This is a genomic window from Arthrobacter sp. NPDC093139, from assembly GCF_044754165.1.
In the GTDB taxonomy this organism is placed as follows: Bacteria; Actinomycetota; Actinomycetes; order Actinomycetales; family Micrococcaceae; genus Arthrobacter.
Map to the genome: position 1 here is coordinate 22,043 of NZ_JBIVOO010000006.1, position 14,556 is coordinate 36,598.

The 14,556-nt window shown below is 60.0% G+C and carries 8 protein-coding genes; 6 read left to right on the forward strand and 2 right to left on the reverse strand.

Going from position 1 to position 14,556, the window contains the following annotated elements; translation table 11 throughout:
* Positions 1–473: 473 nt before the first annotated feature.
* Together ACIP90_RS11260 and ACIP90_RS11265 are read right to left on the reverse strand one after the other, a co-directional pair.
* Positions 474–1,760: an MFS transporter gene (locus ACIP90_RS11260; protein WP_400579404.1), complete on the reverse strand. Its 1,287-nt coding sequence runs from the start codon at positions 1,758–1,760 to the stop codon at positions 474–476.
* Between the two features lie 739 nt (positions 1,761–2,499).
* Positions 2,500–4,656: a glycogen debranching N-terminal domain-containing protein gene (locus ACIP90_RS11265; protein WP_400579405.1), complete on the reverse strand. Its 2,157-nt coding sequence runs from the start codon at positions 4,654–4,656 to the stop codon at positions 2,500–2,502.
* A gap of 635 nt (positions 4,657–5,291) precedes the next feature.
* On the opposite strand from ACIP90_RS11265, the gene ACIP90_RS11270 reads away from it, so the two are divergent.
* The 6 genes from ACIP90_RS11270 (at position 5,292) to ACIP90_RS11295 (ending at position 14,528) form a co-directional block, all read left to right on the forward strand.
* Positions 5,292–6,074: an IclR family transcriptional regulator gene (locus ACIP90_RS11270; RefSeq protein WP_400579406.1), complete on the forward strand. Its 783-nt coding sequence runs from the start codon at positions 5,292–5,294 to the stop codon at positions 6,072–6,074.
* 889 nt (positions 6,075–6,963) lie between these two features.
* Positions 6,964–7,719 carry an SDR family NAD(P)-dependent oxidoreductase gene (locus ACIP90_RS11275; protein WP_400579407.1) on the forward strand — a complete coding sequence of 252 codons (756 nt, stop codon included), beginning with the start codon at positions 6,964–6,966 and terminating at the stop codon, positions 7,717–7,719.
* Positions 7,720–8,138: 419 nt separating this feature from the next.
* A complete protein-coding gene (locus tag ACIP90_RS11280; RefSeq protein WP_400579408.1) occupies positions 8,139–9,521 on the forward strand; it encodes an MmgE/PrpD family protein in 1,383 nt (460 codons plus the stop codon).
* 455 nt (positions 9,522–9,976) lie between these two features.
* Positions 9,977–11,380 (forward strand): MFS transporter, encoded by a 1,404-nt coding sequence (locus tag ACIP90_RS11285; RefSeq protein ID WP_400579409.1) that lies wholly within the window; start codon positions 9,977–9,979, stop codon positions 11,378–11,380.
* Positions 11,381–11,943: 563 nt separating this feature from the next.
* Positions 11,944–13,338 carry an MFS transporter gene (locus ACIP90_RS11290; RefSeq protein ID WP_400579410.1) on the forward strand — a complete coding sequence of 465 codons (1,395 nt, stop codon included), beginning with the start codon at positions 11,944–11,946 and terminating at the stop codon, positions 13,336–13,338.
* Between the two features lie 161 nt (positions 13,339–13,499).
* Positions 13,500–14,528, forward strand: coding sequence for a zinc-binding dehydrogenase (locus ACIP90_RS11295; protein WP_400579411.1), 1,029 nt, complete (start codon positions 13,500–13,502; stop codon positions 14,526–14,528).
* Positions 14,529–14,556: the final 28 nt, after the last annotated feature.

Here is a 14,556-nt window from a genome sequence, read left to right on the forward strand (position 1 = left end):
GCATGCCCTGATAGGGGTCGAAGACTGGACACCACATATAGCAGCCGTTGATGAAGCTGACCATCGCCCCGGTGGCCTCCTGCAGGACCAGATCCGGCACTTTCTCCAGACGAACCTCACCGACCGGTTCCCGCAGGATTCAGCACGGCGGGCGAGGCTACCGTCACCAATTTCGCCGCTCGATGGGTTTAGCGTCGGCGCAAGCTCCAACGCAGCAGCCCCCGCCGACCCATTCTCGGCTTGTTTGATGAACAGACTGAAACAGCACCAAATGCGGACAGTTTTGGCCCCTTATCCCGCGCCATCGCCCTGCAGGGCCGGCTGGCCCAGACAGACCACTTATGCTCGGCGTTGAAGTTGATCAACGGATCCCGGTTCGAAAAACAACTTTTCCTCCATCAACACGTCTCTAGACGAGTCTTAGGAATGAGAGAACCCCGCCCTTGTGCAGTTCCATATTTTCGCAAGTTACACTAGGTCGCACGAGTATCGCCCAGGTCCCGGCGCTCATGCTGGAGCGACACATCGTTCGCGGCAGGTGACATGGACGACGTTTTCGTGAATTCCGAGAGAGCCCGCCTTTTGTGGATAAACCATATGGTCAGGGCGAAGGCGACGACGAGGGATGAGCCGCTCATGACCGTCGCCCACCCGCCAACCTGCCAGAGTATGGCGGCAAGAGTTGATCCGATGGCACCGCCGATGAAGTTGCCAACTATCAGGGCGGTGTTGAGGCGGCTACGCGCGGCAGAGTCTATCGAGACCATCATCGTTTGAAGGAGCACCAGCACGGACTGAACCCCAACGGAGAGCAGCGAGACGGCGACGAGCACGGCGACGATCGATGACCCGCCAAGCCCGGAAACAGCGATAGACACCAAAGTAATGGCAAGTCCAATACCGATGGCGGGGACCGACCAGCCGCGGTCATACACCCGACCAGTAATCTGGGCGCCGAGGACTCCGGCCACCCCGAACAGGCTAACCAGACCGATCTGAGAGGCCGTGAATGAGAACGGGTCCGCACCTAGCAAGAACGTGAGTCCGGTCCAGAATGCCATAAAGACACACATCAATGCCGCTCCAAGGACTGCGATGATCCTGACCGAGCGGTACCGGACGACGGCCTCCCCCACCGAGCGGAGGAGCCTGCCGTACGGTATCCGGTTCCGAGGGGCCAGAACCGGGATAGCACGGCTCATGATGGCCGCGAGGACAAGCATCATCCCTGATGCTGCAACGTAAATCATGCGCCATCCGAATATGTCCGCCACGATTCCGCTGACCATTCGGGATAACAGGATGCCAATCAGGAATCCGGACGCTATCGTCCCGACCACGCGTCCCCGCTGCTCATCGGTGGCAAGATCACCGGCCAAGGGCAGGAGCAATTGACCGGCAACGTTCGTGAAGCCCACCAGGGCAAGGGTGGTCAGCAGGACGGTGAAGTTCGGAGCCAGTACACAGCCACCCAATGACAAGGAGCAGAGGAGCATGATTATGGGGATCAGGCGTTTCCGGTTCAAGGTGTCGCCGAGGGGCACGACCAGGAACACGCCGAGCGCGTACCCCACCTGGCTGAGCGTCACGAGTAGCCCGGAAGTGCCTGGTAAGACGCCTTGCTCAGCGGCGATGTCTCCGAGGAGCGGCTGCGCCCAGTACAGGTTTCCGACGCCGACCCCACCGACGAGAGCGAAGAGGAGCGTGAGACCAGGGTTGATCCCGGGGGTCCGGCCGGTGTTGCGTGTGCGCGTAACCATGAGGGGCCTTTCAAGGGATGAGAAGTAGGCGAATAAGTCTCTTGGAACCACCTGCCGCTGGCAGGGCCCGTAGCCGTAACTTCCGGGCCAAGGCAAAACCGACCACACCTGGCCCAGATCACATATAGCAATCGCTGGCCAGTCCAAACGCGTGTCATCCGAAACGGCTCGGTCATCAGTCTCGAAGCCGAAAAACGCGTCCCGCACTTTATCCCCGTGGCAACGTGCGGTGTAACGGGTCGCACTGTCGCGAACGGGAGTCCATCGAAGGAATTGGGTGCTGTCGTCCTAGAGGGCCACGATTGCTTCCCCTAGAGAGACCCTCAAGATGGAGAATATCCCGTTTTCCGGGATACCGTCAACGCCAACGCCCCGCGCTGTGCCACATGACGACAGCGTGGGGGACGCCGCCGCCCATCGGCTCTTGCTTGGGGATGAAGCGACTTCTGGCCCCCAATGATCATCGCCGCGCTCAAGGTCGTGTTCGGAGCGGTTGTCGGGCCTTCTATACGGTTTCATGGGCACGTCGGCAGGAGTGGCGATAGCAGCCGCGGTGTCTTGTCCAGCGGCTCCCGCCACCCCTCAATGTTGGATCTTGTCCCCGAGTTTGGGCTCGTTCCTTATAACGCCCATTGTTCGCCCCTGCCGAATACACATCCGTAGCTGGATTCGGACCAGGACTGTCAAAGCCATGTGCTGCGACGACCGGGCGCTAGGCGGGAACGGGATAACGCGGTGGCTACGCCTTTCCGTGCAGTCTGGCCTGTTCCACCAAGTCGGCCGCCCGCGGTCGGGTTCCGTGGTGGAACAGCATGCCCTCGGGCAGCCCGTTGATCCTCGCGTTGGAGCCGGAGATGTCGATAGTGATCCTGCTGTTTGCCATGGGGGCGTTGGTGATGTGCAGGTCGCCGTAGGATACGGGGAGGACGGGATCCATCCAGAGGCCGCCGCGGGCAACGTCGGCGTAGTAGCCCATTAGGGTCTTGATCAGGAAAATTGGGGTGGTGGCGGCCCAGGCCTGTGGTGAGCACGCCGTGGGGTAGGGGATGGGTTCGTAGAAGTGCTCGCGGCTAAAGCCACAAAATAACTCCGGCAGCCGCCCCTCCGAGTACTCGGCCGCCTCAAACAATGCTGTGGAAATACGCTGCACGTGCTCGACAAAGCCATAGCGCAGGAGTCCGGCTGCGATGATGGCATTGTCGTGGGGCCACACTGATCCGTTGTGGTAGCTTGCGGGGTTGTAGGCTGCCATGTTGCTGGCCAGCGTTCGGACTCCCCAGCCGCTGAACATCTCCGGGGACATCAGCCGTTCGGCCACCAGCGCGGCCTTGTCATCATCGATGATGCCAAACAATAGGCAATGCCCCATGTTGGAAGCGCACGCATCGACAGCCCGCTTCTTTCCGTCCAGAGCGATGGCGTAGTAGCCCCGATCGGGCAGCCAGAACTGCTCGTTGAACTGCCTCTTTAGCTGTGCCGCGCGATCCCGGTACTCGGCCGCCAGGCCCGTGTCGCCGGCGTCGTAGGCCAGCCAGGAACGGGCCAGATAGGCGCCGTAGACGTAGGCCTGCACTTCGCAGAGCGCGATCGGCGGCTCGGCCAGGGTTCCATCAGCGAAGTTGATGCCGTCCCAGGAGTCCTTCCAGCCCTGGTTGATCAGCCCGCGGTCGTTGAGGCGCTGATACTCAACGAACCCGTCGCCGTCCTTATCGCCGTAGGTCCGGATCCAGTCCAGCGCCCGGTCCACATGAGGCATCAGGGCGGCGATGGTCTCGGTCGCGAATCCCCAGCGGCTGACTTCGCCGAACAGGGCCACGAACAGCGGAGTGGCGTCGACGCTGCCGTAATAGGCTGACTTGCCGCCCAGCGCCAGCCCGCTGGAGACATCGAGCCTTACCTCGTGCAGGATCTTCCCCGGCTCCTCCTCGCTCATCTCATCCACCACGCTGCCCTGACGGCTGGCCAGCGTCTGGATGGTGCCGAAGGCCAGGGACGGATCCACGGGCAGCGCCATGAGGGACGCCCATAGCGAGTCCCGTCCGAACAGTGCCATGAACCAGGGTGCGCCTGCAGCCACCACAATCCGGTCCGGGTGGTCGGGGTCCTCGATGCGAAGGGCTCCCAGGTCATCGTAACTGCGCCGAAGGGTCCGTTCGATGGAGTGGTTACTCATGTGCAGCACCGGAATCTTCGAGACCCACTCCTGCCGGCGCAGGTCGCGCGGAGATAATTCATCGGCGTCGGGACGTACGAACGGCGCCACGGGACGTGATGCGTCTGCAGTGGGAACCACACTAAACGTGGCGCTCCATTGTCCGTGCGGCGGGACAACGGCGTGGTACGTCAGACCTTCGGATGAGGCGTCGGCGCCACTGGCCGACACGACGACGCCCTTCCGGATGTCCTGCCAAACGGCCCGGACCGTCAACGCGCCGCCGTCCGCTTCGCGGGACTCGTCCCAGCGCCGCTGAATGCGTGCCTCCTTCACCTCGAACAGGTCAGCAAAGTCCGCTTCGACCTTAAGGGAAACCATGCATTCGGCACGGGCGGGCGAGTAGTTCCGGACGATGATTTGCTCCATGATTCCAGCCCCTACTTCGCGAAGGCGTTCGACTATCAGCGGACTGTCTGCGTGCCCGTCCGAACGTGGCACGCGGCCGGCAAACAGGGCACGGTACGGTTCTTTCGTCATCGCGGCCAGCGACTCCACGGGCTCACCGTTTACGGTCAGATTCCAGCGGGACAGGATGCGGGTGTCCTCATAGAAGACCCCATGCGGGTATTCCGGATAGATATCGCCGTTCGCCGACGAGATGCAGAAGGAGGATCCCTCCACCAGGGTGACCGACCCGGGCCCCAGCGGGCCGGCAGCAGTGTCAGCATTCCATCCAGCCATCCCGACTCCTTCAAGGATTGCTTCAACGGTTTAACATCGGGCGGCGCCAAGCGGCTGTCCGCCGGGCGATTGCCTGCGCAACCGACGCTACGCCTGTGTGCCAGATGATGCCAGATCCCGCAAAGCCAGTCGGGACGAGGTCGCAAAAGACGGCGGCAGCAGGCATAAGAGCCCGGGAAACCCATCGCGCTCCACGTCAGGCATCAGTGGGCACGATCCTGGCAACTCAAGAGTTGGCGGTCATCCGGGCAAACGCAAGCTACCTCGCTGCAGTGCAGGCCAGTGAAGCAGCGCTTCGTCTCTTCGGGTAGTCCAACTTGGCGCCGGGGTGATCTGGCCGCGGCGGAAATCAGATACGCAGGGACCTCTGCCGTGTGTCCTAGCTTCCATGGGATACCGCACAGTGTGACAAGGGAGTGCCTCTCGTTGCTTCCATCGGAAGAATTCCAGGATGCGCGCGAACATGCTCAGGCGCGGTCGCTGTGATCATGGGCAACTGCACCCTTAGTGCCGCACTGAAGGATCGCGGCTAGGGATGCAATTGACTCACTTCGCGAGGAGAGATACTTTCATATATGAAAAGGGTAGTAACTTGCGGCATCAAGCAATGATGCGGGCTAAGAGGAGCAGTCGACGTGGACACTGAAATAAGTGAGAGCAAATATCGGGCCCCGGCTCTGTCGAAGGGACTCGACATTCTCGAACTCCTGGCTTCGACGGACGGCGGCCTCGGCCAGGCCGAAATCAGCAAGAGACTCGGCCGGACCACGTCCGAAATTTTCCGTGTGCTCATAGTGCTGCGCGAGCGTGGCTACGTGGAGCTTGATGAGGGTGAGCGTTATCACTTGACTACAAGATTATTTGAAGTCGCGCATCGTCATCCGATCATTCGGCGCCTTACAGCCATCGCCGGCGATGAGATGCAGAAGCTTGCTAATCGCATCAGCCAAAGCGTTCACCTCTGCATCCTAAATTCTGGGAAGCTGCTCGTTATCGCTCAGGTCGACTGCCCGGATACCAACGTAAATACGGTACGTCTTGGCTCACAGATTCCCATCGACGACTCTGCCTCTGGACGAGTTCTTGCGGCATTTATGGAGGATGAAGAACTCTCCCATTTGCTGACGCTTGCAGGCAATGAGACAAGTGCGCGGCGCGCACGATTCCTGTCCGATCTGGCCGAGGTGCGCAAGGCGGGGTTCTGCCAAGGAAAATCGCTCACCATTGAGGGGGTGACGAACATCTCTGCCCCGGTCTTCGACTATACCGGGAAAGCCGTGGCTGCGGTTACGACGCCGTTCATCCACCGCCTTACTGGCACAGATAACATGCCCGTGGATCAAGCGCGTGAATTGTTGGTCGAAACTTGCAGAGAATTGTCCCGCAGGATGGGAGCAGGTGTCGTGAAGGGCGACTGAGCCAACACCTCACAGATGGACGCGAATCAGCCCGAGGCGCTCCATCGATTCATTTCCGGCGCACTGTCTTCCTAAGGTTACGTGCACCGCTAATAACGGAAGCCGCGTGCGCCTGAGACCGCCGGTGACAAGTTTGCGTACAGTCGCCCGCCGGTGCATGTTCCGACGCTGCCGCCCGAAAGACCGTCGGTGTCCACCTTGCTTTCCGGCAGCAGCAATCTGACCCAGTCCATCAGTCAACGGCAGCGACGACGCGGCAATAGGTTAGACGCTTCATTCGGTTAGGCATGGACGCAGTGTTCATCCGGAGATTGAACTACCGCACACCGTTCGGCACCCGTTTATGTGTCCTCGATGGGGCTACAGCGTCACGGGGACGGGACGGAGCTCGTGGCGCTGACGCGCGCGCCGTCTCACGGCCGCCTCCGCCGAGTAACTTCTTAGGGGACCAAGAAGCCGTTCCACGACGCACCCTTCCGGCGACGACCTAGACCTCTCCGGTGTGCGCCCAACTTCCACCCGGGGTTGCGGCGCACCTACGACCCAGCTCGGCAGGAGTTTCCGGAGGCTGAAAATACCGGGGACGATCAAACCGACCGGCAACGCCTCGGCTCGAAGCCCGTTGCCGCCGGCAGGAGTACCAACTTCACAAAGCACCCCCGCGCTCCTACCGGCCGGACGGCTGCGCTTAGCCAGGAGTTGCTACAGGACGCAAGCGATTTGATTCAGCGGGGCTCCCACACAAAAACCGGCAAGGCGAGCCCCGTTGCTATTGACGCACGTCTGCACATATGGAACTCTATTTCACATACAAAACAAGCGGGCCTGCCGGTTCCTGTCCTAGGTGGCCGACAGCAGGAGTTTCCGCAGAAATCCAAGAGGAGTCTCGATGGAGCGATTCGAAGGGCGAACGGTCGTTGTGACCGGCGCGGGCAGTGGGATTGGCGCCGCCAGTGTAAAGAGATTGCTTGCTGAGGGGGCGACAGTGGTGGCAGTGGACGTCACACAAGCAGGAGTCGATGCGGCCATATCAAGCGCCGCCAACTCAGACCGGGTCCATGGGGCCGTGCTGGATGTTTGTGATCACGATGCGGCGGTCGGACTTCTCTCCGAGATGGGCAAGGAGCTCGGCGGCCTCAACGGCCTGATCAACTGCGCGGGGATCACAGGCGAAGGAAGCATCGTCGACACCGATCAGGAAAAACACCGCAGAATTATGGCGGTAAATCTCGACGGAACGATCAACATGTGCCAAGCGTTCGTGCTCGCGGTGAAAGACGACACCGGGCCGCGGGCGATTGTGAACATCTCATCAGGCGCCGGTATCCTGGGCGTGCCCAACCGACTGTCTTACGTCGCCTCAAAGTTCGGGATTTCCGGCATAACGAAATCCATGTCGCCCGAGCTCGGTCCCCTCGGTATCCGGGTCAACGCGGTTGCTCCGGGCATGACCAGGACACCCCTGATCGAGTACATGATGGACGATCCCGCCGCTGTCGCCCGTATTAACGCAAAGCATCCTATCGGGCGCATTGGCGACCCGGAGGAAATCGCTGCCGTCATCGTCTTTCTTCTTACCGATGATGCAAGCTTCATGACTGGTTCGGTCGTGTCAGTTGATGGCGGCCAGACTGCGTGCCTCTGATGCGCACCTCACTGGGCACTGCGCTACAACAAGAGGTCCCGGTGTCTAGCGTTCTGCGACAGTGATGGGATGTGTTCATGGCCGAATCCGGCTTCTGGTCGATTTGCAAAACCAGATTCTCTTTGGAATGCCAAGGCGCTTGGTGGCCGCATCATCCGCTAAGCACCGGACGGACCGATCCACCGCGAGGTCGACTTTCCCAGCCGATACGTAACGAGCGTCATGTCGGCGGGCGTGACCTCGACGTTCTCTACTTCACAAGCATGGCGAAGGCGATGCGCCGCGTACCCACCAACCAGCCTGGCGCCGGCAGTATGTTCGCGATCTAGGGGCTCGGGCAAGGCCAGAAGGCAATTGCTGGATAGCCCCGGCCGCAGCCGCGCCTGCAAAAAATCTTCTGAAAAAAAGAAAGAAACAATATGGCACACAACGTCGACATCTCCCACAACTTCGCAGAATTTGCGGCAAATACGCGGTTTTCCGACCTGCCGCCCTTGGCAGTCGAAGCCGCCAAGAAGAGTGTTTTGGACACAATCGGCGTCATGCTCGGGGCGAGCGGGATGGAACCAGCCGTAAACCCCATCATCGAGCTAGTCACGGACGCCGGCGGCAAGGGAGAAGCCAGCATCCTCGGGTTTGGCGGCCGCGTGCCCGCCCCGGCGGCCGCCTTCGCCAACGGCACGCTAGCGCATGGCCTCGATTACGACAGCCAGACGCCTTGGGGCGCTCATCCGGACAGTTCTCTCGTGCCTGCCCTCCTTGCACTGGGGGAGCGCAAGGGCGACGTAACCGGCCAAGAACTCATCACAGCAGTGGCAATCGGGCAGGAATTGTTCATCCGTCTGCGCTGCAATGTGGGGTGGCACATGGACTGGAACTTGTCCGGGGCGGTCGGAGTGTACTCGGGTGTCGCCGCTTGCGGAGCGCTACTGGGCCTGAACGCGCAGCAAATCGCTCATGCTATGGGAATCGTCAGCCTGACAGCGGGCGGCACGATGGAACAAATCTTCGGCATTGGCAGCGATCTGCGCGGACTTTATGCCGGTTTTATAGCCCAAAGCTGCGTAAATGCCGTTCTCCTTGCCCAGAAGGGAATGCTCGGTATGGGGAACCTGTTCGAAGGCGAGGCCGGCGTGTTCAAAGTCTATTTCAACGGAGAATATAACCGCGAGAAAATGCTCGAGAATCTCGGTTCTGAATATCTCTCGGCGGGTATGACCTATAAGTACTGGCCAGCGGTGGGCAACGCTCATACTTACATACATGCAGCAATAGAAATGCTACGCGAAAATCCGATCAAGGTCGAAGACATTGAATCGGTCCGCGTCTATGTCGGAAACTTCGCGCAGCGCATGACTCAGCCCCTAAAGGAACGAAAAGCGCCTGACACGATGATGGACGCCAAGTTCTCGTTGCCATTCACCGTCGCCCTGGCGCTCGTCAAAGGCAGGATGAACATTTCAGACTTTTCAACCGATACCCTCAAGGACCAGCAAATCCTCGCGCTTGCAGACAAAGTCGAGCCGGTATTCGATTCGGCCTTCAATTGGGACCTCAAGCTGCCTGACGGCAAGGTCGAGGTGGTCATGCGGGACGGCCGCCGCATCGAGCGGCTAGGTTCCGAAGTGCCCGGCACGCCAGAGCGCCCAATGACATGGGAAGAGCTCCTGCAAAAATTCAGTGATTGCGCGCAGTCGTCCAACAATCCAATCCCCCTTGAAAACATTAAAAGGGCTAAAGATCTTATTAAGTCTCTCGAAACCTGCAAAGAGATCATCCAGATCTTAGAGCTGGTTCGCTGACCGGCCGGAGTAATTGGGGCGTGCCGGAGGGCCGGGGACGGGCGTGGTATCCCAAGAGATTGCCCACGTTGCCATTTCGTGGCGAGCTAACTTTAGGTCGCCGGCCAAAAGATTCTCTAACTACTCCACCGTAACTGCAAAGTTTGTAACCCGTTTATGCTGCAACCCTCAGTCTTGAGAAAGAACGCCAAGAACTATTGACTGTATCCCACATGGTGGGATATTATTCAAAGCAAGGCTTTTTGGGAACTCACCCCTTACCCTCTTGGACTGCATCAAAGTCCATCAGTTGACCCTAATCGCGACAGCGTATTACCCGACACTGCAGGCGCTACGGGAACGACGCTCTATAGCTTGAATATCCATTCGCAATCGCGAATACTATCCAATCCAGCCAGGCACCCCAGGGGTGCTATGGATTTAGCCCCATTGGGCGCACCCTACAAGGAGGTAGCGTGGCTACAAATTCTGTGCCGACCAAGTCGGCCGTCGATCGGAAAACGGTCATTAGGAAGGTTAGACGGACAATCCTGCCGGTCGCTTTCCTGCTTTATGCGTTCAACTATATGGATCGGTCCTCCATCAGCTACGCCCAATTGACGATGGGCAAAGAACTCGGCATTGACGTTGCCACATACGGCGCCATCGCCGCCATTTTCTTCATCGCATATGTGCTGCTGGAAGTGCCCAGCAACATGATTCTTGCAAGGGTAGGTGCGCGGCTTTGGCTGGCGCGCATCGCAATTACCTGGGGCCTCGTTACGGTTGCTACCGGATTCGTATATGACGTAACGCAGCTGTACATCGCGCGCGTCCTGCTGGGTATCGCGGAAGCCGGGCTTTTCCCGGGCCTCATTTTATTCCTCACTTATTGGTTCCTGAACCATGACCGCGGCCGGGCCATTGGCGCCCTCGCGCTGGCCATGCCGGCTGCTCTCATTGTTGGAAGCCTTAGCGGCGGTCTGATCCTCGATCATGTGGACTGGTTTGGGCTCAGCTCCTGGCGATGGATCTTCATTCTTCAGGGCCTGCCGCCGGTCCTCCTCGGGATATGGATCCTCCTGACGCTGGCTGACCGGCCGAGCAAGGCGAAGTGGCTCAGTGCCGATGAAAAAGAGTGGCTGGAAGGTTCCATTGCCGACGAGTACGCTGCCATGCCCGAAGACAAGCACGACAAATCGAGTGAGCTGCGGGCTTTGCGGAATCCTAAAATCCTGTATCTAGGCTTGATCAATGCGCTTGCCGGAGTCGCAACCTACGGCATGACTTTCTTCCTCCCGCAGGTTGTGTCGCAATTGAATCCGTCCTACTCCCCCACCAACATTGGCATCTATGGCGCCATCCCCTATGTCTGCGGTGCCGTCGTGATGTTGCTGCTCGTTCGGTATGCCGATATCAGCGGGCGACGGAAGTTCATCGTGTTGTCTTGCTTCGCAACCGCCATCATCGGTCTAATCATCACTGCTGTGTTCCGCGGCTCCCCGCTGCTGGGAATGATCGGACTCATCCTGCTTGCGTGCGGCGTGATCGGGAACATCCCTACGTACTGGGCCCTGATCAGCCAGATCCTCACCAAGCGGCAGGCCGTGGTCGGAATCGCAGTCATCAATTCCCTGGCTTCCGCTGGTGGCTTCTTCGGACCGTTCCTGATTGGCAAGCTCGCCACCCCCGGCGACACCATCGTTGGAATGACCGTCCCGTTGGTTGCACTCTCCCTGGCGTTCGTCCTGTTGCTTTTCGTCAAGGTGCCGGCTCCCGACAAGAAGGACCCAGCGCCAGCAGAGGGGCCAGATCAGCCCGAACGGGGTGCGTCAGCTCTCAGTGATGACATTGTTAAATCAGCAGCAGCTCAGTCGTAATCTCCCTTCATGATGTCGGCCTCGCACCCCTCTTGGTGCGGGGCCGACGTTGCTAGTGAAGACGGGGCAGGGTAACCATCGCCGGCAAATCAGCTTCGAGTATCCCGTTCATTGCCTGCCACTTGGTCGCCGGACATGCTGCATCCCCGTGCCGGTCCCGGCCCAGCAGAGCTATTGACGAAGTCCCACAATGCAGGATATTCTTAAGATAGTTCCGGGGAGCTGTGTGTTTTCGTCACTGTTGAACTGTCGGCACTTCGCGCCCTACATGTCTCGGCAGCGTCGGCATTTACCTTGATCGAAGCGGCCGATCGCGTCGTAAAGGTTCAGCTCACCCACCGTCGTGTTCGCGCCGCTGTGAGCACCAAGTCAAAGGTAGTAAGACGCATGACCGAACAATGTCGATCGAACCAGTGCGAATCTTGTCATTCCCGTCCGGCCGGCCACGCTCGCATCATGAGAGTCGTCCCGGAACGGGCTCTTCTCTCTCTCACCCCTCATCAGTCCCCCGCCGTTTCCTGCCATGCCTCGTACGAGGCAGCACGTCCGGAAGGTGCCGTTCGATGACCACGCATGTAAGTGTGAGCCAGCGGCTCGACAATCTCCAGATCGGAAAGTTCCACCGGCGCATGGCGCTGCTAGTCGGCCTGGGCATGTTCTTCGACTCGTTCGACAACACGCTCTCGTCCGCCGTGCTGGCGTCGATGCTGCCCACCGATTTCTCCACGCTCGAACTGAACTCGTTGTTCCTGTCGGCGACGTTCGCCGGTCTCGCAATCGGGGCGGCCTTCGCCGGCTGGCTCAGTGACCGGATCGGACGCGGCTTCGCGTTCCAGTTCAATCTGGCGCTTTTCGGCATCCTCGCAGTGTGTGCAGCCTTTGCCCCGAACATGGAGGTCCTTATCGGCCTGCGATTCGTGATGGCCATCGGAATGGGTGCTGAATACGTCATTTGCTATGGCATGATCACCGAGTTCTTCCCGCGGGGCCACCGCGGCAAGTACTTGGGTCTGCTCGGGATCTTCGGCGGATTCGGTGTCTCGCTGTCCTCGCTCGTCGGATGGCTGGTCATTCCCATGTGGTCCTGGCGTGCGATGTTCATCATCGGCGGTGTGGGCGCCCTGATCGCCTGGTGGCTGCGCCGGAAAATGCCGGAGTCCCCGCGCTGGCTCGAGTCACGCGGCCGGCACGAAGAAGCCGAAGCCGTCCTGCAGAGGATCGAGAAGGAATCGGGCGTTTCGAGCCCCAAGGCCAGCCCGGCTGCGGTCGCCAGCCATGCCGGTGTCACGGATGAGAAAGCTGACTATGTGCCGATGACGGTGCTGTTCTCACGCACTGTGATCCGTCGGACTTTGCTGGCTCTGGTTCTGACCATCATCTGCCTGTTCGGTTCCTACTCCGTGACCGGCTGGATGCCGACGTTCTTCGTCAAGCAGGGAATGACCGTTACATCGTCCCTGGGGTTCAACGCGGCCATCATGTCCGGCTACGTCGCGGGACCGCTGCTGTGCATGCTGCTCGCTGACCGCCTCGGACGGCGCCGCAGCATCGTGCTCTCGGGAACGCTCGCGGCGATCTTCGCTGGCATCTACCCGTTCATGACAGAGCCGGCCCTGATCATCGCCGTCGGCTTCATCCTGGTCGCCATGGCCGCGTCGTTCCTGACCATGTGCCTCGGGACGGTGCCGGAGTTCTTCCCAACCGCCTTCCGCTTCCGTGGAGGCGGGCTTGCCCAGACCGTCGGTCGCGTCGGATTGATCGCTTCCCCCTTCATCGTCCTAGGGCTGTTCAACGCCTTTGGGATTATCGGAGTGATCCTGACCGTCTCGGGCTTCTATATCGCCGCTACTACGATCTTCGCCGCCGCCCGCGTGGACACGTCTCCTGAGGCCTTGGCGCAGATCGCTCCGGCCGGTGACACTGCTGATGCGCTGGAGGAGCCAAAGGCCCGGGCATGATCTGACGACAGTCCTCCAAGTACAGCAAGGCCGGGGACTGTGCCACGATCCATCTGAAGTGGTGGTCGTCTCTCCTGGTCAGCTGGGAGGGCTTCACGCAATAAACGAACTCCAGGCGTCACCGATGCCGTCCATCTCCTGAACATCGAGGAGCAGTAATCATGAAAGCCGTTGTTTTCCAAGGCGAGGGTAGGCTCGAGATTCGCGACTATCCGGATCCGGTACCGGGGCCGGATGAAGTCGTGATCCGCATGAAGGCCTCCGGTATGTGCGGGAGCGACCTCCATCACCTCCACGGCCCAGTACGCACCGGATCTGATCTGGTCATCGAAGGGCACGAGCCGTGTGGGGTCGTCGAGCTCGTCGGGGACGCCGTCCGGCCGACCGAAGCCAGGGTCGGAGACCGGGTCATGGTCCACCACTACGACGGGTGCCGCACCTGCCAGTACTGCCGTTCGGGCTGGACGCAGTACTGCCCGAACGCACGAATCGTATACGGCGGGCTAAACGGTGACGGCGGACATGCGGACTTCATGAAGGTTCCCGCGCACACGCTTATCAAATTGCCGGATTCTCTCTCGTTTAAGACCGGTGCTGCCATCTCATGTGGCACCGGAACGGCCTTCGCAGCCATCAAGAGGGTCGATCTTTCCGCCGACGAGACCGTTGCCATCTTCGGTCAAGGACCTGTTGGGCTGAGCGTCACCCTACTGGCGAGGGCATTCGGAGCCCGGGTCATCGCGGTCGACGTCGAGCCTTCACGGCTTGAAATGGCCAAGCAGTTCGGCGCTGACTACGTTGTCGACTCACGTGAGCAGGACGCGGTGGCCGCCGTGCGCGAGCTGACCCGCAACGGGGAAGGGGCGGATAAATCAATCGAATGCAGCGCCATTCCCGCCGTACGCCGTCAGGCGATACAGGCGGTCCGTCCCTGGGGGACCGCCTGCATGGTCGGAGTCTTCGGCAAGATCGATCTGGACAGCGAAGAGCTGATCCACTTGCACAAGACCGTCCTCGGGTCGCTCACGTTCAGCAAGAACCAGCAGGACGAGTGTGCCCAGTTCATTGCCGAACGAGGCCTGGACGTGGAGTCACTGTTCACCAATGAGTTCCGGCTGGCCGAGGCAGAGAAGGCCTACGAATTATTCGATCAACGCAAGATCGGCAAAGGCGTCTTCATTTTCGATTGACGGAATGTCAAAGGTCACCCGAGAGGAA